General features: G+C 38.0%; 24 protein-coding genes. 8 read left to right on the forward strand and 16 right to left on the reverse strand.

Annotation, left to right across the window (positions count from 1 at the left end; translation table 11 throughout):
- Positions 1 to 45: 45 nt before the first annotated feature.
- Positions 46 to 501 (reverse strand): pyridoxamine 5'-phosphate oxidase family protein, encoded by a 456-nt coding sequence (locus tag GXK58_RS04410; protein ID WP_160720244.1) that lies wholly within the window; start codon positions 499 to 501, stop codon positions 46 to 48.
- Between the two features lie 163 nt (positions 502 to 664).
- Between GXK58_RS04410 and GXK58_RS04415 the strand changes: the two genes are divergently transcribed.
- Positions 665 to 865, forward strand: coding sequence for a YlaI family protein (locus GXK58_RS04415; RefSeq protein WP_160720246.1), 201 nt, complete (start codon positions 665 to 667; stop codon positions 863 to 865).
- Between the two features lie 40 nt (positions 866 to 905).
- Here the strand turns inward: GXK58_RS04415 and GXK58_RS04420 are convergent, their stop codons facing one another.
- Genes GXK58_RS04420 through typA form a run of 3 tightly spaced genes read right to left on the reverse strand, consistent with a single transcriptional unit; the run spans position 906 to position 3,384 of the window.
- Entirely contained in the window at positions 906 to 1,196 is a 291-nt protein-coding gene (locus tag GXK58_RS04420) for a hypothetical protein (protein WP_160720248.1), read from the reverse strand.
- Positions 1,197 to 1,526 (reverse strand): YlaH-like family protein, encoded by a 330-nt coding sequence (locus tag GXK58_RS04425; RefSeq protein WP_237389562.1) that lies wholly within the window; start codon positions 1,524 to 1,526, stop codon positions 1,197 to 1,199. It lies immediately after the preceding gene.
- 19 nt (positions 1,527 to 1,545) lie between these two features.
- On the reverse strand, positions 1,546 to 3,384 hold the full coding sequence (typA, locus tag GXK58_RS04430; protein ID WP_160720250.1) for a translational GTPase TypA: 1,839 nt from the start codon (positions 3,382 to 3,384) through the stop codon (positions 1,546 to 1,548).
- A 173-nt stretch (positions 3,385 to 3,557) separates the two neighbouring features.
- Here typA and GXK58_RS04435 point away from each other — a divergent pair, with 173 nt between their 5' ends.
- A complete protein-coding gene (locus tag GXK58_RS04435) occupies positions 3,558 to 3,743 on the forward strand; it encodes a YlaF family protein (RefSeq protein ID WP_160720252.1) in 186 nt (61 codons plus the stop codon).
- 54 nt (positions 3,744 to 3,797) lie between these two features.
- On the opposite strand, the gene GXK58_RS04440 is transcribed toward GXK58_RS04435, so the two are convergent.
- A complete protein-coding gene (locus tag GXK58_RS04440; RefSeq protein ID WP_160720253.1) occupies positions 3,798 to 4,595 on the reverse strand; it encodes an inositol monophosphatase family protein in 798 nt (265 codons plus the stop codon).
- 255 nt (positions 4,596 to 4,850) lie between these two features.
- Positions 4,851 to 5,045 (reverse strand): hypothetical protein, encoded by a 195-nt coding sequence (locus GXK58_RS04445; protein WP_160720255.1) that lies wholly within the window; start codon positions 5,043 to 5,045, stop codon positions 4,851 to 4,853.
- 180 nt (positions 5,046 to 5,225) lie between these two features.
- On the opposite strand from GXK58_RS04445, the gene GXK58_RS04450 reads away from it, so the two are divergent.
- Complete coding sequence (locus GXK58_RS04450; protein WP_160720257.1) at positions 5,226 to 5,858, forward strand: YktB family protein; 633 nt, start codon at positions 5,226 to 5,228, stop codon at positions 5,856 to 5,858.
- Between the two features lie 47 nt (positions 5,859 to 5,905).
- Here the strand turns inward: GXK58_RS04450 and GXK58_RS04455 are convergent, their stop codons facing one another.
- Together GXK58_RS04455 and GXK58_RS04460 are read right to left on the reverse strand one after the other, a co-directional pair.
- A complete protein-coding gene (locus tag GXK58_RS04455; RefSeq protein ID WP_160720259.1) occupies positions 5,906 to 6,178 on the reverse strand; it encodes a UPF0223 family protein in 273 nt (90 codons plus the stop codon).
- A 39-nt stretch (positions 6,179 to 6,217) separates the two neighbouring features.
- Positions 6,218 to 7,177: an NAD(P)H-dependent flavin oxidoreductase gene (locus GXK58_RS04460; protein WP_160720261.1), complete on the reverse strand. Its 960-nt coding sequence runs from the start codon at positions 7,175 to 7,177 to the stop codon at positions 6,218 to 6,220.
- 214 nt (positions 7,178 to 7,391) lie between these two features.
- On the opposite strand from GXK58_RS04460, the gene GXK58_RS04465 reads away from it, so the two are divergent.
- On the forward strand, positions 7,392 to 8,864 hold the full coding sequence (locus GXK58_RS04465) for an aminotransferase class I/II-fold pyridoxal phosphate-dependent enzyme (protein WP_160720263.1): 1,473 nt from the start codon (positions 7,392 to 7,394) through the stop codon (positions 8,862 to 8,864).
- A 50-nt stretch (positions 8,865 to 8,914) separates the two neighbouring features.
- On the opposite strand, the gene GXK58_RS04470 is transcribed toward GXK58_RS04465, so the two are convergent.
- Positions 8,915 to 9,037, reverse strand: coding sequence for a GapA-binding peptide SR1P (locus tag GXK58_RS04470; protein WP_160720265.1), 123 nt, complete (start codon positions 9,035 to 9,037; stop codon positions 8,915 to 8,917).
- Positions 9,038 to 9,316: 279 nt separating this feature from the next.
- On the opposite strand from GXK58_RS04470, the gene GXK58_RS04475 reads away from it, so the two are divergent.
- Positions 9,317 to 9,751, forward strand: coding sequence for a DUF1885 family protein (locus GXK58_RS04475; protein ID WP_202171301.1), 435 nt, complete (start codon positions 9,317 to 9,319; stop codon positions 9,749 to 9,751).
- A 32-nt stretch (positions 9,752 to 9,783) separates the two neighbouring features.
- On the opposite strand, the gene GXK58_RS04480 is transcribed toward GXK58_RS04475, so the two are convergent.
- From GXK58_RS04480 to GXK58_RS04505, 6 genes are all read right to left on the reverse strand, one after another.
- On the reverse strand, positions 9,784 to 10,035 hold the full coding sequence (locus GXK58_RS04480; RefSeq protein ID WP_337248161.1) for a hypothetical protein: 252 nt from the start codon (positions 10,033 to 10,035) through the stop codon (positions 9,784 to 9,786).
- A 208-nt stretch (positions 10,036 to 10,243) separates the two neighbouring features.
- A complete protein-coding gene (gene lpdA / locus GXK58_RS04485) occupies positions 10,244 to 11,659 on the reverse strand; it encodes a dihydrolipoyl dehydrogenase (protein WP_160720269.1) in 1,416 nt (471 codons plus the stop codon).
- Between the two features lie 5 nt (positions 11,660 to 11,664).
- On the reverse strand, positions 11,665 to 12,969 hold the full coding sequence (locus tag GXK58_RS04490) for a dihydrolipoamide acetyltransferase family protein (protein ID WP_160720271.1): 1,305 nt from the start codon (positions 12,967 to 12,969) through the stop codon (positions 11,665 to 11,667).
- Between the two features lie 107 nt (positions 12,970 to 13,076).
- Complete coding sequence (locus tag GXK58_RS04495; protein WP_160720273.1) at positions 13,077 to 14,054, reverse strand: alpha-ketoacid dehydrogenase subunit beta; 978 nt, start codon at positions 14,052 to 14,054, stop codon at positions 13,077 to 13,079.
- A gap of 3 nt (positions 14,055 to 14,057) precedes the next feature.
- The gene (pdhA, locus tag GXK58_RS04500) at positions 14,058 to 15,173 is read right to left on the reverse strand and encodes a pyruvate dehydrogenase (acetyl-transferring) E1 component subunit alpha (protein ID WP_160720275.1); all 1,116 of its coding nucleotides are present in this window, start codon (positions 15,171 to 15,173) and stop codon (positions 14,058 to 14,060) included.
- A gap of 477 nt (positions 15,174 to 15,650) precedes the next feature.
- On the reverse strand, positions 15,651 to 16,310 hold the full coding sequence (locus tag GXK58_RS04505; RefSeq protein WP_237389563.1) for a YkyA family protein: 660 nt from the start codon (positions 16,308 to 16,310) through the stop codon (positions 15,651 to 15,653).
- Between the two features lie 169 nt (positions 16,311 to 16,479).
- Between GXK58_RS04505 and def the strand changes: the two genes are divergently transcribed.
- The 3 genes from def to rnjA all read left to right on the forward strand — a co-directional run bounded on the left by def (position 16,480) and on the right by rnjA (position 19,613).
- Positions 16,480 to 17,034, forward strand: coding sequence for a peptide deformylase (gene def, locus GXK58_RS04510; protein WP_160720277.1), 555 nt, complete (start codon positions 16,480 to 16,482; stop codon positions 17,032 to 17,034).
- Positions 17,035 to 17,729: 695 nt separating this feature from the next.
- Positions 17,730 to 17,942 carry a DNA-dependent RNA polymerase subunit epsilon gene (locus GXK58_RS04515; RefSeq protein ID WP_160720279.1) on the forward strand — a complete coding sequence of 71 codons (213 nt, stop codon included), beginning with the start codon at positions 17,730 to 17,732 and terminating at the stop codon, positions 17,940 to 17,942.
- A 3-nt stretch (positions 17,943 to 17,945) separates the two neighbouring features.
- The gene (gene rnjA / locus GXK58_RS04520; RefSeq protein ID WP_160720281.1) at positions 17,946 to 19,613 is read left to right on the forward strand and encodes a ribonuclease J1; all 1,668 of its coding nucleotides are present in this window, start codon (positions 17,946 to 17,948) and stop codon (positions 19,611 to 19,613) included.
- Positions 19,614 to 19,647: 34 nt separating this feature from the next.
- Here rnjA and GXK58_RS04525 read toward each other — a convergent pair whose 3' ends face one another.
- The gene (locus tag GXK58_RS04525) at positions 19,648 to 20,307 is read right to left on the reverse strand and encodes a potassium channel family protein (RefSeq protein ID WP_160720283.1); all 660 of its coding nucleotides are present in this window, start codon (positions 20,305 to 20,307) and stop codon (positions 19,648 to 19,650) included.
- Positions 20,308 to 20,357 lie beyond the last annotated feature (50 nt).

Here is a 20,357-nt window from a genome sequence, read left to right on the forward strand (position 1 = left end):
TAACATCCAAGTTTAACACAGACAATGAAAAAAGCTTAGTTATTACTAAGCTTTTTTCATTGCTTCCATGACTTGATTGTCAAGTCTCTCGGCAGCTTTTTTATCATAGGTTTTATCATACTGAACTTCTGTCACAATTTTTGAACCATAAAACATCACGTCTCTTACTTCATTGATCACTACTTCAACCAATGCAAGCTTTAAAGGCACTTCCGGTAAACGTTCTTCTTTTACGCGGGCTTCTCCTTGAATGGAGTATGTAGACTCATTTGCAATTAGGTTAATAACAACCTTATTATTTTTATTGATATTTTCTAATATACGAGACCGATTATCTACTGCAAAATAAATGGTTCCTTCATCTTTCGCCAGAACCCAAGAAATAGCACTAACGTTTGGACCGCCAGTTTCATAATCAACTGTTGCCAATGTTACAAATCGTTCCTTTTGAAGTTCATCAAATAATGGCTGGATGAGTTTTGGTTCTACCTGATTTGCCATGTTTACAACCCCTTTATTTATTCCTAAAAACAGATATTCTCATATTACTACTATCCCTATTTTTCATCAACTCTAACCAATTGATTTACCCCTTGATGGTATGTCATGGTATACTTATAGCAAATATTTTGTTTTTCTAATGAAGAAGTAAAGAGGTGTTTGAATGAGAGTTAAATGTGTGATCTGTGATAAAATAGAATCCATAAATGATGAGTCATTAGTCGCAAAGCGACTTCGAAACCGTCCCATCCATACATACATGTGTAATGAGTGCAGCAATAGAATCACCGAAAAAACAAATGCCCGAGTGGAATCAGGCAACTTCCATTTGTACCGGCCAAAATCTGATAAGGATGAGTGGTAATAAAGAAAAAACGCTTGTAAACTACAAGCGTTTTTCTTATTTAATCGAGCGGATAGTCTTTATACTTCTCGGGCTCTTGATTAATCTGGTTAATCATTATTTCAATTAACTCCCGAGGATAGCGTCCTTTTTTTGTTTCGTTTCCATGCTGGTACGAAATGTAATACATCACATCATCTGTGGTTATTTCAATATTTGAAACGTGATGCTGTGTGCTAAGGATTTCCTCAAAGAACTCCCTTGTTTCAATCGCAGCTGCGTCATCAGGCCGGGCATCACAAACGACTTTAATCGTTAGCCAATTATAAAGGGCATCCTGCAATGAGTGCATTTATTTCCCCCCAGTGACTTCTTTTTGCGTCTGCCTTTTTGATTGGTGAAGGCGGATTTTATAAACAATCAATAATAACGCTGCGACTCCCAACCCTTCTGCAATCGGTAAGGCATAGGAGAAAAACAACATCAATACGCATCCAACACAGAGGCTGAAATAAATTACAATATTTTTACCAATGGACAGCTTTTTTGCAAAACCCAGACGATAGACAATAACTGATAAAATGACAATAAAAACATATTGCAGCATGACACCAGTTTGAATATCATTCGTAAGTTGAATAAAGAATCTTAAACTTGGTGAAAAGGATCTTAATTCTTCCACGGTTTGCACCTCATCATCCTTAACTCAATTCAGCATACTTTTTCTTTTTAGCCATTCTTTCCCGTTCATTCTTATCAAGAATTTTCTTTCTCAAACGAATAGATTCAGGTGTGACTTCACAATATTCGTCGTCATTTAAGTACTCTAGTGATTCTTCTAAAGTCATAATCCTAGGTTTTTTAATAACTGACGTTTGATCTTTGTTTGCAGAACGAACATTGGTTGCTTGTTTTACCTTCGTGATATTAACAGTAATGTCGTTCTCACGAGTATGCTCCCCAACGATCATTCCTTCATATATTTCCGTACCAGGCTCAACGAAGATAGTACCGCGATCTTCAACCTGCATAATTCCATAAGTGGAGGCTTTTCCAGATTCCATTGAAACTAGAACCCCTTGACGTCTTCCGCCCACCTGTCCTTGAAGCATTGGCTGGTAACTGTCAAACGTGTGATTGATAATTCCATAACCACGAGTCATTGTTAAAAACTCCGTAGTATAACCAATTAAACCACGTGCTGGAACATTAAAGATTAAACGGACTTGACCTGAGCCATTATTAATCATATCAATCATTTCGCCTTTACGTGCACCGATTGATTCCATTACTGATCCGGTATGCTCTTCAGGCACATCAATTTGTACACGTTCTACTGGCTCACAACGAACTCCATCAACTTCTTTTACAATTACTTCCGGTTTTGAAACTTGAAGCTCATAGCCTTCGCGACGCATATTTTCGATTAATATAGATAAATGGAGCTCACCACGGCCCGAAACAATCCATGCATCCGGTGAATCTGTATTTTCTACCCGTAAGCTTACATCTGTCTGCAATTGAGCACGAAGTCTTTCTTCAATCTTTCTTGAAGTCAAGTACTTACCTTCTCTACCTGCAAATGGGCTATTGTTTACAACAAAGGTCATTTGTAATGTAGGTTCATCAATTCTTAAGATCGGTAATGCTTCTTGTTGTTCAACCGGACAAACGGTTTCACCTACATTGATGTCCTCCATACCGGAAACAGCAATTAAGTCACCTGCTTTTGCCTCTTCTATTTCTTGACGTTTTAATCCAAAGAAGCCGAAGATTTTGGTAACACGGAACTGCTTAACAGAACCATCAACCTTCATTAGTGCTACCTGCTGTCCTACTTTCATCGTTCCGCGGAATACACGCCCGATACCAATACGGCCAACATAATCATTATAATCCAATAATGCTACTTGGAACTGAAGCGGCTCATCACTATTGTCTACTGGAGACGGGATATGTTCGACAATCGCGTCATATAATGACTGCATGTTTTCATCTTGCTTCTCAGGGTCTATACTTGCCGTACCGTTAATTGCAGATGCATAAACAACCGGGAATTCAAGCTGGTCTTCGTTCGCCCCAAGCTCAATAAACAAATCAAGTACTTCATCAATAACTTCTAAAGGACGGGCAAAATCACGGTCAATTTTATTGACAACAACAATTGGGGTTAGGTTTTGTTCTAAAGCCTTCTTTAACACAAAACGTGTTTGCGGCATACAGCCTTCGTAAGCATCCACGACTAACAATACCCCATCAACCATTTTCATGATCCGCTCTACTTCACCACCGAAGTCAGCGTGTCCTGGTGTATCCAAGATGTTAATACGAGTATCTTTGTATTGGATCGCTGTATTTTTCGCAAGAATCGTGATTCCACGTTCTCTCTCTAAATCATTGGAATCCATTGCACGTTCTTCGACATGCTCATTAGTACGAAATGTTCCTGATTGTTTTAACAGTTGGTCCACCAGCGTTGTTTTACCATGGTCAACGTGGGCAATAATCGCTATATTTCGAATATCATTTCTTAAATTCAAACAATTCCACTCCTGCCTTTTATTCATAAAAATTAAGTTTAATTATAGTTTTACATTCACAACTAAAACATTATACCACAAATAAAGTGGAAACTTAAAATGATTTTATGTAAAATTAAAATATGCTTAGAAATTATACCATACCATTTGAAATGAAAAAGGGGTAAGTGCATATGAACAATGTCAAATGGCCGTTACTTTTTTATTCAATTCTTGCAGCGGCAAGTATTGTCGGAATCGGTATTGCGATTAGTGAACAGAGCCTGCTTGCGGCTTTAGGCTGCATTCTTGCTGTAATTGTTATTATGGGAATGGGTTTCAAGACAAAAAAGAAAATGAGAGAAAATGGGGAATTATAAAAAAGCTTGGGTGATCCCAAGCTTTTTTACTTTTTTTAGTGGAGGTTTTTCCTTCTACCATTGTCCTCCCTTTAAATAGTCTTTTAGAATCGATTCGTGAAGACCTGGCTTTGCCGCAAATAATGAATCATTGGAAAGAAGATCAAGCTTCTCCCCTCTAAGATTAGTTACAACTCCGCCTAGTTCCTCTAGGATAACAGCTCCCGCAGCCACATCCCATGGTGCAAGGCGCATAGAAAAATAGGCATCTACCCTCCCGGCAGCTAAAAATACTAGTTCAAGTGCGGCCGTTCCATATGATCTTGTTCCCCTGGCAGCTTTTACTAAAGGGATCAACAGGTTATGGTCAATCCTTTTATTTTCCACGACCCATGTAGCATTAAGGGCAAGTATCGATTCGTGAATAACAGCCTCATTCAGTGCTGGTATTGCTTTTCCATTTATGTAGGCACCCTTGCCGCTTATAGCATGGTATAGTTCATCGTGAACCACATCATATATAAGTCCTATTTTTCCAACACCATTTTCGTATATTCCAATTGAAATAGCAAAATTCCTTTGTTGATGAACAAAGTTCATTGTCCCGTCAATCGGGTCTATGAACCATACAATTCCTTCCAAGCTTTGAAGTTTGTCGCCAAACCCCTCTTCCCCCATTATTTTATGGTTCGGATAAACCTCCTTAATATGCTTGATAAAGAACTGTTCAATTTCTTTATCCATATTTGTTACTAAATCATTTGCATTGGATTTAGTTTCAATATCTAACGTTGCACTAAAGGAGGTACGGATCCTTTCTCCGGCCTCTTTCACCCACTGCTTTGCATGGGTGTCGATTTCTTCCCAATTCATAAACTTCCTCCATTCATTCCAGATTTTCCAATGTATGTAGTATGAAGCACTGTTAATTAATTGATGTACTATTAGCTTAATAAAATTAACCTGACACAGCAACTTTTAAACTTCCGTCCGTTTAATCTTTCACACACCAAGGCACAATAATAAACGAACTCCTCTTAACCCTCAATTGGAGTTCGTTCAAATCAAGCGATGTATTATCTCTTCAAAGTTCATTCCATCTTTATACTCCCTTAGATTATAAATCGATCAAAAAGCTTTTAACCGTAATAAATCCAGGCGGATTTTTTCTAATTTTTGCTTACATTCTTTGATTTTCTTTTCATTCTTCTCTTCAATCGCCTCAAATAATGTTGCTAATTCATAATCCATTTCTAATCTTAATACCGCTCTTTTTTCCTTTTCAGTTGCTTTTTTTAGGGATGTATTCATTAATTGTTTCATCCAATCATTTCCCCCTTTCGGTATGTTTACTAATTTTTCTGATTATTTGTTTTAATGTATAATATGAGCCAGGTGTATATGTTGCAACAAATATGTGCACTAACCCATACGAGCAACACACTTCTTGGTTTTTCTATCTTATGCTACAATAATTGACAAACAACTGTTGGAGGTAAGAGGATGGAGTTCGGCGGATTTACGAACGAGGACTTTGATGTATTTTTAATAGATGGTTTAGAACCTAGAATGGAAGCTCTAAAAAATACCATACGACCCAAATTAGAACAGCTCGGTGAGTACTTTGCGCCTGGTTTAGCAGCTTTAACTGGAGATGAAATGTTTGTCCATGTAGCTAAACATGCCAGACGGACCATTAACCCGCCTAAGGATACCTGGGTAGCATTTGCTTCCAATCCCCGTGGTTATAAAATGCTTCCCCATTTCCAAATTGGTCTATGGAATACGCACTTATTTGTTTGGTTTGCAGTGATTTATGAAGCACCGCAAAAAGAGGTCATGGCTGAGCGGTTTATAAAAAAAGCTGCAAAAATCTATAAAGAAATACCAAAAGAGTTTTCGTGGTCTTTAGACCATACCAAACCAGATACAATTAAACACGAGCAATTATCAAAGAATGATCTACTTGCCCAATTTGAGCGATTGAAGACCATTAAAAAGGCAGAATTATTATGTGGTTTCACTATGGAACGGGATCGTGCGATTGAATTAGGATCACAAGGATTACTGGAACAATTAGAAAGTGTATTTACTACCGTTGCCCCATTGTATAAAATAGCTCAAAATATTAAATAAAACAGAAAAACTCCCGATTGCCTTTCGGCAATGGGAGTTTTTCTGTTTTATTTCATGATAATTCGATCTCCAGACACGGATTCCTTTGCTTTTTTTATTGTTCTGTACGATGAATAACCGCTTATTTCTTCAAATTCCCCGCAAACGGTCTTTTCCTCTGCTTTGCTGGGGACAATCTCTTTGAACCTGCGATAAGCATTCATTACCTCATCTCGTTCAATGCCTTTTTCATAAGCCCTTTCAATTGTTTCAAAAAATTTAATTACATCAACAATTTCATCTGTTGACCAACTATAGTCAATTGGGTATTGATAATCCAAACTTTCACCTACTTTACCTTTGCTAATGGTATGATATCTCTATTTTCCCCATTTTGCACGGATTTGTTCCGCCTCATTAATCATTCGGTCAAAGAGTTCGGCCACTCTAGGTACATCTTTAATCAGCCCCATAACTTGTCCCGCCCATGCAAATCCCTCTGATGGATTCCCATCGTATATGTAACGCCGATTAGCTTTACCGCTTATATAATCTTTTAACTGGTTGTAATCGCCATGGTTTTTTTCTATCTCAAGTATTTTTTCTGTCCAGCTACTAGCAATAGCCCTGCCAGGTGCTCCGAGTGTCCTTTTAATCACAACTGTTTCACTTTCCGTTCCCTCAACTAATTTTTGTTTATATACATCATGAGCGTGAACACATTCAGTGGTCGCAATAAATCTTGTACCCATCTCAATTCCCTCTGCCCCTAGGCTAAGTGCTGCCATCAGTCCTCTGCCATCACCAATCCCGCCTGATGCAATCACAGGAATAGACACAGCATCAACTACTTGTGGGATCAAAACAGTAGTACCGATATCATCTCTTCCAAGGTGACCGCCCCCTTCCTGACCAACAACCATTACTGCATCGGCCCCTAACTCCTCTGCTTTAACCGCCTGTCTCCTCGCTGCTACAAGCACGAGTGTTTTTATCTTTGTTCCTTTTAATTGGTGAAAAATCGGGGCGGGATTTCCTCCGGTCATTGACACAACGGGGACTTCCTCCTCGATTGCCACCTGAAGATAATCAGCAAACGGTCTGCCTTGCTGTCCAATTGCAAAATTTACTCCAAATGGTTTTTCGGTTAATTTCTTTACCTTACGGATCTCTTCTCTAAGTAATTCAGGTTTACTTAGAGACATTGCTGTGATTTGACCAAGTCCCCCTGCATTCGATACTGCGGCAGCTAATTCTGAGTAAGCCAAATAGGCTAACCCCCCTTGAATAATAGGAAACTGTATATCTAAAAGTTCAGTAACCCGCGTTTTCCAATTCACTCCAAATCCCCCTTATTTTATTGTTATTTTGTTTATTCTTCTTAAAAGGTTAATTTCCCTTTCTTTATGGGAAACTAACTTTAGTCAAAATATATCTGTAAAAGTTCAATTTAGTCCTTTAAAATACTGTGGAATAATGCTATAATTCCTTTGTTTTGATGTCGAATATAGACGAATAATCTGAGCATTTTTTTATAAAGAGGTGTATTTATCATTGTCACAAGACCAAACACCGTTATTTAGCGGTTTAGTAGAACACGCGAAGAAAAAACCCGTTCAATTCCATATTCCCGGCCATAAAAAAGGGGCTGGAATGGATCCAGACTTCCGTCAATTTATTGGTGAAAATGCCTTGTCAATTGACTTAATTAATATTGGCCCTCTTGATGATCTACATTCACCAAAGGGAATGATTAAACAAGCACAAGATTTAGCAGCTGAGGCTTTCGGAGCCGATCGCACCTTTTTTTCTGTACAGGGAACAAGCGGTGCGATTATTGCGATGATTATGGCTGTGTGCGGGCCTGACGATAAAATCATTGTTCCACGGAACGTGCATAAATCCATAATGTCCGCTGTTGTTTTTTCAGGTGCAATCCCAGTATTTATTCATCCAGAAATCGATAAAGAATTAGGAATTTCACACGGCATCACAACTGATTCTGTGGAAAGAGCCTTGGAGCAGCACCCGGATGCAAAAGCTGTGTTAGTCATTAACCCAACCTACTTTGGAATTTCTGCAGATCTAAAGAAAATAGTTGAAATTGCCCATTCTTATCATGTTCCCGTTCTAGTTGATGAAGCCCATGGCGTTCATATTCATTTCCATGATCAACTACCGCTTTCAGCCATGCAGGCAGGGGCAGATATGGCAGCAACAAGTGTTCATAAACTTGGCGGTTCTATGACCCAAAGCTCCATTCTTAATGTCAGAGAAGGGCTCGTATCAGCTAAGCATGTACAAAGTATCTTAAGTATGCTAACAACTACTTCAACTTCCTATTTGCTTTTGGCTTCTCTAGATGTTGCTAGAAAGCAGCTTGCAACTAAAGGAAAAGAGTTAATTGATAAAACGATTAAGTTAGCTCAGTCTACTCGTAAAAGAATTAATGAAATAGACCATATTCATTGTGTTGGTGAAGAGATTTTAGGTTCAAAAGCGACGTTTGATTATGATCCAACGAAACTTATTATTTCGGTTAAAGATTTAGGCTTAACCGGTTATGAAGTAGAAAAATGGCTGCGTGAAAAACATAATATTGAGGTTGAACTATCAGATTTATATAACATTCTCTGCATTATCACACTAGGTGATACAGAGGCAGAAACAGACATATTGGTCAATGCATTAAAAGAACTTGAAATGGAATGTGAGCACCGTGCAGGACAGATGGTACCACTTGAGGTACTGCTTCCTGAAATCCCTGTGCTTGCTCTTACACCAAGAGACGCATTTTATTCAGAGACAGAGGTTGTACCTTTTGAAGAATCAGAAGGCCGTATTATTGCAGAGTTTGTAATGGTATATCCTCCTGGTATTCCAATTTTTATACCTGGTGAAATTATCACTAAAGAAAACCTCCATTATATCCGGAAAAACCTTGAAGTTGGACTTCCTGTACAAGGTCCTGAAGATGATGAAATTAAAACCATTCGTGTGATAAAAGAATATAAGGCCATTCAGTAAATGGCAAAAAAAAATGGATTCCTGCAAAGGAATCCTTTTTGATTTACTATTTATATTTCTTCTTCATGTTTATATTCATCACAGCAATTGCATTTAGAGTAGAGCACAGTGACTTTTTCATCTTCAAAGTGATCGATAGTAGAATTACATGTTTGGCATACAAGTGTACCCATTTGTTCAATCCCCTTTTCTTATTGAATGATGATGATTTTAAAACGCTTTCTAATCTCCTTAATCCAATAATAATATAACACATTTCATTTTTCAAGCCCAAATCGTATATCACATTAAAATATTTTTTAGCATTAAAGACCTTTATTAGGTCTACTATTGATACTAATAAAATATATAGAATAGTTAGTAAGGTTATTTTGGGTTTATTGTTGTCAGTACTTTTTAATCAGTGCTAGAATAGAGTTGCATAAATTATGAACGTTAAAGGGGGAATGATGATGGCTGTTAATGCATTTATTAAGCTCGTGCCCTCATCTGTTAAACAAACAATTACCATTGAAGAAGTGAAAGAACTGTTTCATTATTATAAAGATATAACTTCAAAAACGGGCGACCAGTTAAATTGGCAGTACGGAGAATCAGCATTTCCTTATCAACTAAAAGAATCAAACGGGAATAACACAAATGCTTTTTATTTATATTCTGACCATGAACGCTACCGGGCAATTTTGATTGGTGTTGATAAAGAATCGATTAAAGAGGAAGATGGGACAGAAAGAGAACAACAATACATACAAGTGACGCTTCCAGAACAATCGACCCACGGTGATAAAGGAAAAGCAAATGAGTTCTCTAAATTCCTTGCTAAAAAACTTCAAGGTGAGCTTCACCTTTTTAACGACAGGGTCATGTATTATTATCCTAGAAAATAAGATGGGAAAGACTCCTTTTTACGGGGTCTTTTTTAATGGACAACAAGCGCAAAAGTATAATGAAGGGAGGTATAGATAACCAGGCTTAGGGCTGTTATAAAAAGTGTCTTTTTACGGGATTTGGTCACATAATTTCCAAATGCAAATGCCAAGTAAAAAAAGACAAAGAACATAATGACTTTATAAATAAGCTGATCGCGTGTCGAAAGCCACTCAATCAATGTATAACCGCTCCAAATAATAAATTGGAATATAACTACAAGATAGACCTTCAATTTTATCACCACACAAATTACATTGATCTTTTTATTTAAGAACAAAGTCCTTGGCTAGTGTTATAAATATATGTTCTTTTATCAGCGGTTAGAGATGAATTTACATATTCTTTTGGAAGTCCTCCTTCCTTTATAGGTTTATATATTAGATAAATTCGCCCTAAAAACACAAAGTCCTTTCCGCATTTAACGGAAAGGACTTTGTATTAAATATATATTATTTAATAATATGAATTGGAGTTCCTAGAACCACTTCAGCAGCTTCCATCGTAATTTCTCCAAGAGTTGGATGAGCATGGATGGTAAGGGCTAAATCCTCTGCTGTCATACCAGTTTCAATAGCTAGACCTAATTCAGCGATCATATCTGAAGCACTTGCCCCAGCGATTTGAGCACCGATTACTACGCCATCTTCAGCACGAGTGATTAATTTCATGAAACCGTCGCTTGAGTCTAAAGATAACGCACGGCCATTTGCAGCAAATGGGAATTTCGCTGCTTTAACCTTAATTCCTTCTTCTTTAGCTTGCGCCTCAGTATAACCAACAGAAGCTAATTCTGGGTCAGAGAATACAACGGCAGGAATACCTAGGTAATCAATCTCTGATGGATGACCAGCAATAGCTTCAGCAGCGATTTTCGCTTCATAAGAAGCTTTATGAGCTAATTGAGGACCTGCAACAATATCACCAATTGCATAAATATTGCTGATATTTGTACGGCATTGCTTGTCAATCTCAATTAATCCACGTTCGCTTAATTTGATTCCAACTTGTTCTAAGCCCATTTCATCCGTGTTTGGACGGCGTCCAACCATGACGAAAACATAGTCAGCTTCAATTTGCTTTGCTTCACCTTTAACTTCAAATGATACTACAACACCATTTTCAGTTTCTTCTACACCTTTAGCAAATGCATTAGTATAGAATTCTGCTCCGCGTTTAGCCATTGTACGCTTAACAAGTGAAGCCATCTGCTTATCAAATACTCCAAGGCCTAAAATTTCATCAGCACCTTCGAGGATGGTAACTTGGCTGCCAAAGTTTGCATAAGCACCGCCAAGTTCAATTCCGATTACACCGCCGCCGATGACAACGATTTTTTCAGGAACTTCATTTAAATTCAAAGCACCTGTTGAATTAAGAATGCGTTTTGAATATTTAAATGATGGTAATTCAATTGGACGAGAACCAGTTGCAATAATAGCATTTTTAAATGTATAAGTTTGGGCAGAATTTTCATCCATTACACGAAGTGTATTAGCATCAACAAAGTATGCTTCACCACGAACGATGTTAACTTTATTTCCTTTTAATAGCCCTTCTACACCGCCAGTTAATTTCTTAACGATTCCTGATTTAAAATCTTGAACCTTAGTAAAATCAACCTTAACGTTTTCAGCTGTGATACCGAATGACTCTGAGTGAACAGCTGTTTCATAACGGTGTCCTGCAGCAATCAACGCTTTAGAAGGAATACAACCTACGTTTAAACATACGCCGCCAACATATTCTTTTTCAACAATTGTTACTTTTTGTCCTAATTGAGCGGCACGGATTGCTGCTACGTATCCTCCAGGACCCGCACCGATGACTATAGTATCTGTTTCAATTGGGAAATCTCCAACTACCATTTTTCTTACGCCTCCATTAACAATAGTTCTGGATCGTTTAATAAACGTTTAATATGATTCATTGCATTTTGAGCTGTTGCACCATCGATCATGCGGTGGTCAAAACTTAAAGATAATGCTAATACAGGAGCAGCTACAATTTCGCCGTTTAGTACGATTGGCTTTTCAGCAATACGACCAACACCTAAAATAGCCACTTCTGGATGGTTAATAACTGGAGTAAACCATTGTCCGCCTGCAGAACCAATATTAGAAATTGTGCAAGAAGCACCTTTCATTTCGTTTGGAGCAAGTTTACCATCACGTGCTTTACCAGCTAATTCGTTAATTTCATTAGAAATAGTAAACACAGATTTACGGTCAGCATCTTTAACAACTGGTACTAAAAGGCCTTTTTCAGTATCAGCAGCGATACCAATGTTGTAATAGTGCTTATGGATGATTTCACTCGTTGCATCGTCAAGAGATGTATTTAATACAGGGAACTCTCTTAATGCGCTAGTTAATGCTTTTACGATATATGGTAAGAATGTAAGCTTAATGCCTTTAGCAGCAGCCACTTCTTTGAATTTTTTACGGTGTGCAACAAGCTTAGTTACATCGATTTCATCCATTAATGTAACGTGTGGTGCAGTATGCTTAGAGTTAACCATTGCTTTTGCAATAGCTTTACGGATACCGCTCATCTTTTCACGTGTTTCTGGATATTCACCTTGTGGAATTGGAGCAGCAGCTTTTGGAGCTTCTGCTTTAGCTTCTTCTGCTGCAGCAGTTGTTGCCGCAGGAGCTGGGGCAGCACCACCATTTAAGAATGCATCAATATCAGTCTTAAGAATACGTCCGTTTTCTCCAGAACCAGTAACTAAACGGATTTCAACACCTTTTTCACGGGCATATTTACGAACAGAAGGCATCGCAATCACACGGCGGTTTGGATCTGCTTCTGCCTGCGGCTGAGCTTGTGCAGCTTGTGCTGCAGGAGCAGCTTCTTGTGCAGGCGCAGCAGGTGCTTCTGCTTGTTTAGGAGCTTCTTCGGCATGATCATCGCCTTTAAATTGTAGGTTTTCATATCCTGGTGCATCAAATGTAACTAGTACTTGACCAACAGTTGCCACAGTTCCTTCTCCAACTAATACTTCTTGAACAGTACCTTCGACTGGGGATGGAATTTCAACAACAGCTTTATCATTTTGGATTTCGCATAGGACATCATCTTCTTGAACCTTATCACCTGGTTTTACAAACCATTTGACGATTTCACCTTCGTGAATACCTTCACCGATATCAGGCATTTTAAATTGGAATGACACAGAGATTCATCTCCTATTTTTCATGTATTTTAATCAATGTATAAGAAGGCGTGGGAAAAGAAAGCTTTTCCCCAGCCATGTTAGTTAATTATGCTGCTATATAAGGATTAGAAATTTAATACCTTTTTAGCAGTCTCAAGAACATCTTTATAGTTTGGAAGCCATACTGACTCTGCTTGCGGGAACGGGAAGATTGTATCAGGTGCGGCAACACGTAATACAGGAGCTTCTAAGCTTAAAATAGCACGATCGTTAATTTCAGCAACAACATTTGCTGCAATACCTGCTTGTTTTTGTGCTTCTTGAACCACAATTGCACGGCCAGTCTTTTCAACAGATGCTATAATTGTCTCAATGTCAATTGGGCTTACTGTACGTAAGTCAATTACTTCTGCAGAGAAGCCTTCTTTTTCAAGTTCTTCCGCAGCTTTTAATGATTCATGAACCATTGCACCGTAAGTAATGATTGATACATCAGTTCCCTCACGTTTCACATCAGCTTTACCTAGTGGAATCGTATATTCTTCTTCAGGAACCTCTTGACGGAATGAACGGTATAATTTCATATGCTCTAAGAAAATAACAGGATCATTGTCACGGATTGATGAAATCAATAGACCTTTTGCATCATAAGGAGTTGATGGGATAACAACCTTTATACCAGGAGTTTGCGCCATAAGTCCTTCTAAGCTGTCTGCGTGCATATCAGGAGTATGTACCCCTCCTCCGAATGGTGAACGGAAAACAACAGGTGCATTAAATGTTCCACCTGAGCGGTAACGCAGGCGGGCTAACTGACCTGCAATTTGGTCAAATACTTCAAATACGAATCCAAAGAACTGAATTTCTGGTACAGGACGGAAGCCTTGCAATACTAAACCTGAAGCTAAACCGCCGATCCCTGATTCAGCAAGTGGTGTATCAAATACGCGATCTTCTCCAAACTCTTGTTGAAGTCCTTCAGTCGCACGGAATACTCCGCCATTTACCCCTACGTCTTCTCCGAAAACCAATACATTCGGGTCATTGCGTAATTCAGTCCGAAGTGCATCAGTAATTGCTTGAATCATTGTCATTTGAGCCATGACTTACTTCGACTCCTTTGCTTGAAAAATTTCATATTGTTCTTTCAAATTGCTTGGCATATCTGAATAGGTAATTTCCATTAAATCAGTAACCTTTTGTTTTGGTGCTGCGTCCGCTAGCTTAATCGCTTCTTTAATGTCTTCTTTAGCTTGTTCGATTACTTGTGTTTCTTTCTCCTCGCTCCAAAGACCTTTATTTTCAAGGAATTTACGGAAACGTACAAGTGGATCTTTCTTTTCCCACTCGTTGTCAAGATCAGCTGTACGGTAACGTGTTGGATCGTCTCCAGCCATTGTGTGTGGGCCATATCGGTAAGTTAACGTTTCAATGAATGTTGGGCCTTCTCCATTAATCGCACGTTCTCTTGCTTCACGAACCGCTGCATAAACAGCTAATGGATCCATACCATCTACTTGGATACCAGGAATACCAGCAGCAACCGCCTTTTGTGCTAAAGTTTTAGCAGCCGTTTGTTTTTCACGAGGTGTTGAGATGGCAAATTGGTTGTTTTGTGCAATAAAGATTGCTGGTGATTTAGCTGCACCTGCAAAGTTCATTCCTTCATAGAAATCCCCTTGTGAGGTACCGCCGTCTCCTGTATAAGTAATGGCTACAGCTTTCGCTCCACGTTTTTGTAATCCAAGTGCCACACCAGCAGTTTGAACATATTGAGCACCGATGATGATTTGTGGATGAAGTACATTAACGCCTTCAGGAATCTGCATACCATGGAAATGTCCTCTTGACCACAAGAAAGCTTGGGACAATGGTAATCCATGCCAAATGATTTGCGGAACATCACGGTAACCAGGTAAGATGAAGTCTTCTTTTTCCAAAGCAAATTGAGAAGCAAGCTGTGAAGCTTCTTGTCCTGCAGTTGGCGCATAGAATCCAAGTCTTCCTTGGCGGTTTAATGAAATAGAACGTTGATCAAGAATACGAGTATAAACCATACGACGCATTAATTCTTGAAGCTGTTCATCTGTTAAGTCTGGCATTGCCGCTTCATTTACTACTTCGCCTTCTTCATTAAGAATTTGAAGTGTTTGAAATTGATCTTCTACTGCCTCAAGTGCTTTTTTAGCATCTATCTGGGCGTTTTTAAGTTTAGAAGCCATGTGTCAACTCTTCCTTTCTATTTAGGGCCTATTTTTAAAAATAAAATCCACTATTTTAGATTACCCAAAAATTGCGATTAACCATTAGTAAAAAGCAAGATCCATTTGGATATCTACTTCGATATTACATAAGATTCGAGGCCTGAATATGGATACGTACTATGAACTAGTGTTTCACAGAAAAGATAAGATAAAACGAAAAGTTCTCTCTCTTATGGCATTTTATTCTGTATCACTATTTTATGTAACATCATTAGTACAATTTTTATCACATCTATGAGTTTACAACTTTTATTTTATGCCGTCAAATACTAAGTTTCATTATTTCGTAACAATTTCAATGTCTGAAAAGATGTAATTTTACACAACTGTACTACTTGATTTATCAAACTGTTATATAAGTTGTCACATTTTTGTCACTTGTTATAATATAGAAAAAATCGGCTGAAATTCAGCCGATTAATCGAATACCTTTATTTAGTTAGTTTTTAGACCTGCCTGATGATAAAATGTGAGTTTTTTTTCATTATATTGGCTGGTATATTTATTAAATTGTTCATTTGATGCATATACCTTTTCATAACTGGCATTCAGCTTATTAATTTGAGTCTCCAGATCTTCATAAGGGAGATTTTTATTTTTAAACATTTGGTATAATTCTTTATCATTTTGAAGTGCCTCAGAGTATTGCGAATATAAATTTCGATGAGCTTCATATCGTTTCATCATGATCTCGTAAAGTTCATTTGCCGTTTTCTTTTGTTTAGTATCATCCAATTGGCTTTTTAGGTCTGCCACTTTAGAAAATTCCTGTTCTGATTCCTTAAGACTTGCTGTTTCTTTATCCAAAAGTTCTTTCCTTTTATCTGCTAAAACAAGAGCTTCATCGGAAAGTTTAACAATCTGATCATATTCCTTCAATCCTTGTTTTAAAATTTGATCATAAATTTCTTTTTCCTGTTTTTCTAATTTGACCAGTGGTTCTTGCTGCTCCTCAAAAGTTTTTTCTTTGGCAGCCACACTTTCTAAGACCGTATACATTTTTTCAACTGGGGTCTTTTCATTAGAACATCCTGATATGATAAAAATTATTGCGGTAATCATGATTATAATGCAGTTGCTTCTTTTGAGTCTCAAATGGAAACCTCCTTACTAGGCATTATACTTACTATATCTAGATAAATTTTGTTTGACAACATTTTATCTTGAACAGAACTCAGGCAGAGAAACAATGATTAACATTTCACCTGTAGTTTGATAGACTAATGCATGTGAATAACTTATGGAACTTTAGGAGTGAATTTTCATGTTAACAATGGAAGATATCATTCGGGACGGGCATCCCACTCTTCGAAAGGTTGCGGAGGAAGTTGTTTTGCCAGCATCCGATGAAGATAAACAAATATTAGCCAGTCTTTTAGAATATGTTAAAAACAGCCAAAACGGCGAGATTGCTGCAAAATATAGCCTTCGCCCAGGAATTGGATTGGCTGCGCCGCAAATAAATGTATCAAAAAGAATGATTGCCATTCATCTGACAGACGATAAAGGTACATTATATAGCTATGCATTATTTAATCCCAAAATTGTCAGTCATTCTGTTGAGAAGTCTTACCTCCAATCGGGTGAAGGCTGCCTGTCAGTAGATGAGGCCATACCAGGCTATGTGCCTAGATATGCAAGAATTACCGTAAAAGGAACAACTCTTGAGGGCGAAGAGGTCAAACTTCGTCTCAAAGGTTTGCCAGCCATCTGTTTTCAGCATGAAATCGACCATTTAAACGGGGTTATGTTTTATGATCATATCGATAAAAACGATCCTCTTAAACCTATTGACGGGGCAACCGTTATTGAAAGATAAAACACTAGCTTTGATTGGCTAGTCAGGCTGTCGAAAAATCATCGACAGCCTTTTAATATATCTATAAACTTCAATAAATTACCGCGTTAATCTCCTATATAAATAGTATAGGCTGTCAATTAGGTCTGTTGCTTAGCGCTCCAGGCACTTCGCTTTCCGCGGGCGTGCCGGGGAGGCTCCAGGACCTCCCCGCGGAAAGCGAGTGCCCGGAGCGGAAATCAACAGACCTATTTGCAAGGTCTTATATTAATTTGACTAGCTTTGATGAGCTAGTATTTTTTTATTAACAATTATTCCAAATTTAACCACGAGATATTACCTATTTTCAACATATAATAATAGTAAAAAAAGATGTATGGATAAAAAAATTTCAATTATCTGCCATAGCCTGCTTTACTTTGGACAAGGTTCGTATAAAATAAAGGTAAGGAGATGATCCACTATGTTAAAGAAGCTAAGGAAGAAGCTCTTAAAACAGTGGAACGATTTACTTAGAAAGAAATCTATTGCCTAAATTTAGAGGGCCCTTCAAACTTGCGAAGGGCTCCTTCATTATTGTAAATTGTAGTAATATGATTCACAGTTACATACTTTTCATATATAGTACAAGGGAAAACCTTAAGAAAATAAATGAAAAAGATGATAATATTTAATATAATAGAAAAAGTTACGATTCAGTAAGGAGCGAATTTATCATGATATTTAAAGTGTATTATCAAGAGAGAGTTACAGAAGTTCCGGTTAGAGAGAACACTAAAACAATTTTTGTTGAAGGTGAATCGGTAGTAGATGTCCGAAAAAAAATCGCCGATCGCGGTTATAATGTGGAACATGTACAAGAAGTTAAAGGCGCTTATTTAGAATACGAACAACAAAATGAAGACTTTAAAGTATTGGAGATTGGATAATTTATGAAATTTGTAAAAAATGATCAAACTGCTGTTTTTGCCTTGGGCGGTTTAGGGGAAATAGGCAAAAATACGTATGCAGTTCAGTTCCAAGATGAAATAATATTAATCGATGCGGGAATTAAATTTCCTGAAGACGAATTATTAGGTATCGATTATGTTATCCCAGATTATACCTACTTGGTAAAAAATGAAGATAAAATTAAAGGGTTATTTGTAACCCATGGACATGAAGACCACATTGGCGGAATTCCTTATTTACTGCGTGAAATAAATATTCCGATTTATGGAGGGAAACTGGCCCTTGGGTTAATTAAAAATAAATTAGAAGAGCACGGACTATTACGAAATGCAAAGCTTATTGAGATTGTAGAAGATGATATCATTAAGTTTCGCAAAACATCCGTTACGTTTTTCCGAACCACCCACAGTATTCCTGATTCCTATGGTATTGTCGTAAAAACCCCTCCAGGACAAGTCGTCCATACAGGTGATTTTAAATTTGATTTTACCCCCGTTGGAGAACCTGCCAATTTGACAAAAATGGCTGAGATAGGCAAAGAAGGGGTTTTATGTTTACTTTCGGATAGTACTAATAGCGAAATTCCGGATTTCACCATGTCTGAACGCCGAGTTGGTGAAAGCATCCATGATATTTTTAGAAAAGTAGATGGCCGTGTTATTTTTGCCACTTTTGCGTCAAACATCCACAGACTACAGCAAGTAGTAGAAGCCGCTGTAGTGAACGGGAGAAAAGTAGCTGTGTTTGGCCGAAGCATGGAAGCTGCCATCAATATTGGGCTCGACCTAGGTTATATTTCTGCCCCTAAAGAGACCTTTATTGAGGCAAATCAAATAAACCGGTTACCGGCTGATAAAGTAACTATACTTTGTACAGGAAGCCAAGGTGAACCAATGGCTGCTCTTTCGAGAATTGCCAATGGAACTCACAGACAGATTCAAATTATTCCTGGTGACACTGTTGTATTCTCTTCTTCACCAATCCCTGGGAACACCATTAGCGTCAGCAGAACAATTAATATGCTGTACCGAGCCGGGGCTGAAGTTATTCACGGAAAGTTAAGCAATATTCATACTTCTGGTCATGGTGGACAAGAGGAACAAAAATTAATGCTTCGCTTAATTAAGCCAAAATTCTTTATGCCGATTCACGGTGAATATCGCATGCAAAAAATGCATACCAAACTTGCAGTGGACTGCGGTGTAGATGAAGAAAATTGCTTTATTATGGACAATGGTGAAGTATTAGCCTTATCTGATAGTACGGCGCAGGTTGCTGGAAAAATCCCATCTGGGTCTGTCTATATAGACGGGAGCGGCATTGGTGATATTGGAAATATCGTCTTAAGGGACCGTCGTATTCTTTCAGAAGAAGGATTAGTGGTTGTAGTTGTAAGTATCAATATGAAAGAATTTAAAATTGCTTCAGGTCCTGACCTTATTTCCCGCGGATTTGTATACATGAGAGAATCCGGCGATTTAATCAATGATGCTCAAAACCTGATTACAAAACACTTAAATAAAGTAATGGAACGAAAAACCAGCCAGTGGTCTGAAATAAAGAATGAAATTACAGATACACTTGCACCTTTCCTTTATGAAAAAACTAAACGACGTCCAATGATTTTACCAATCATTATGGAAGTATAAAAAAGCGGAAGTGCACAAGCACTTCCGTTTTGCTTTATTCCAGTACTTTCTTTTCAAATCGGTCAATATCATGATCATTGCCAATCACAATTAAAACATCATTACTTTGAAAAGTTTCTTTTGCTTGCGGGGAAACGATAATTTCTTCGCCCCTTTTGATTGCTACGATATTCAATCCGTATCTCTTTCTAATATCTAAATCCATAATGGTATTCCCAATAAGCTTTTGGTTGGCTGCAATTTCCACAATACTGTGCTCCGCTGACAGTTCAAGGTAATCGAGTACGCTGTTGGAAGCCATATTGTTAGCGATCCGCCTGCCCATATCCCTTTCTGGATGAACGACATGATCGGCTCCAATCTTCCGAAGTACTTTCTCATGGTAATCATTTTGTGCTTTTGCAGTTATACATGCTACCCCCAGTTCTTTTAAGATAAGGGTAGTAAGAATACTAGCCTGAATGTCATCCCCGATGGCAACAATTACATGATCGAAATTCCGAATCCCTAAACTTTTCAGGACATTTTCATCCGTGGTATCTCCGACTACTGCATGTGAAGCAATCATGCTATACTCATTTACGCGTTCCTCATTGACATCAATACCTAATACTTCCATTCCTTCTTCGGTTAAGGTACGGCAAATGCTTCCGCCAAAACGTCCAAGCCCAATGACTGCAAAACTTTTTTTCATGAAAAAAACTCCCTTGTTTGTATCTATAAAGGCAATTTACTAACATTCGG

The sequence above is a fragment of the Bacillus sp. USDA818B3_A genome (assembly GCF_009928415.1).
In the GTDB taxonomy this organism is placed as follows: domain Bacteria; phylum Bacillota; class Bacilli; order Bacillales; family Cytobacillaceae; genus Neobacillus.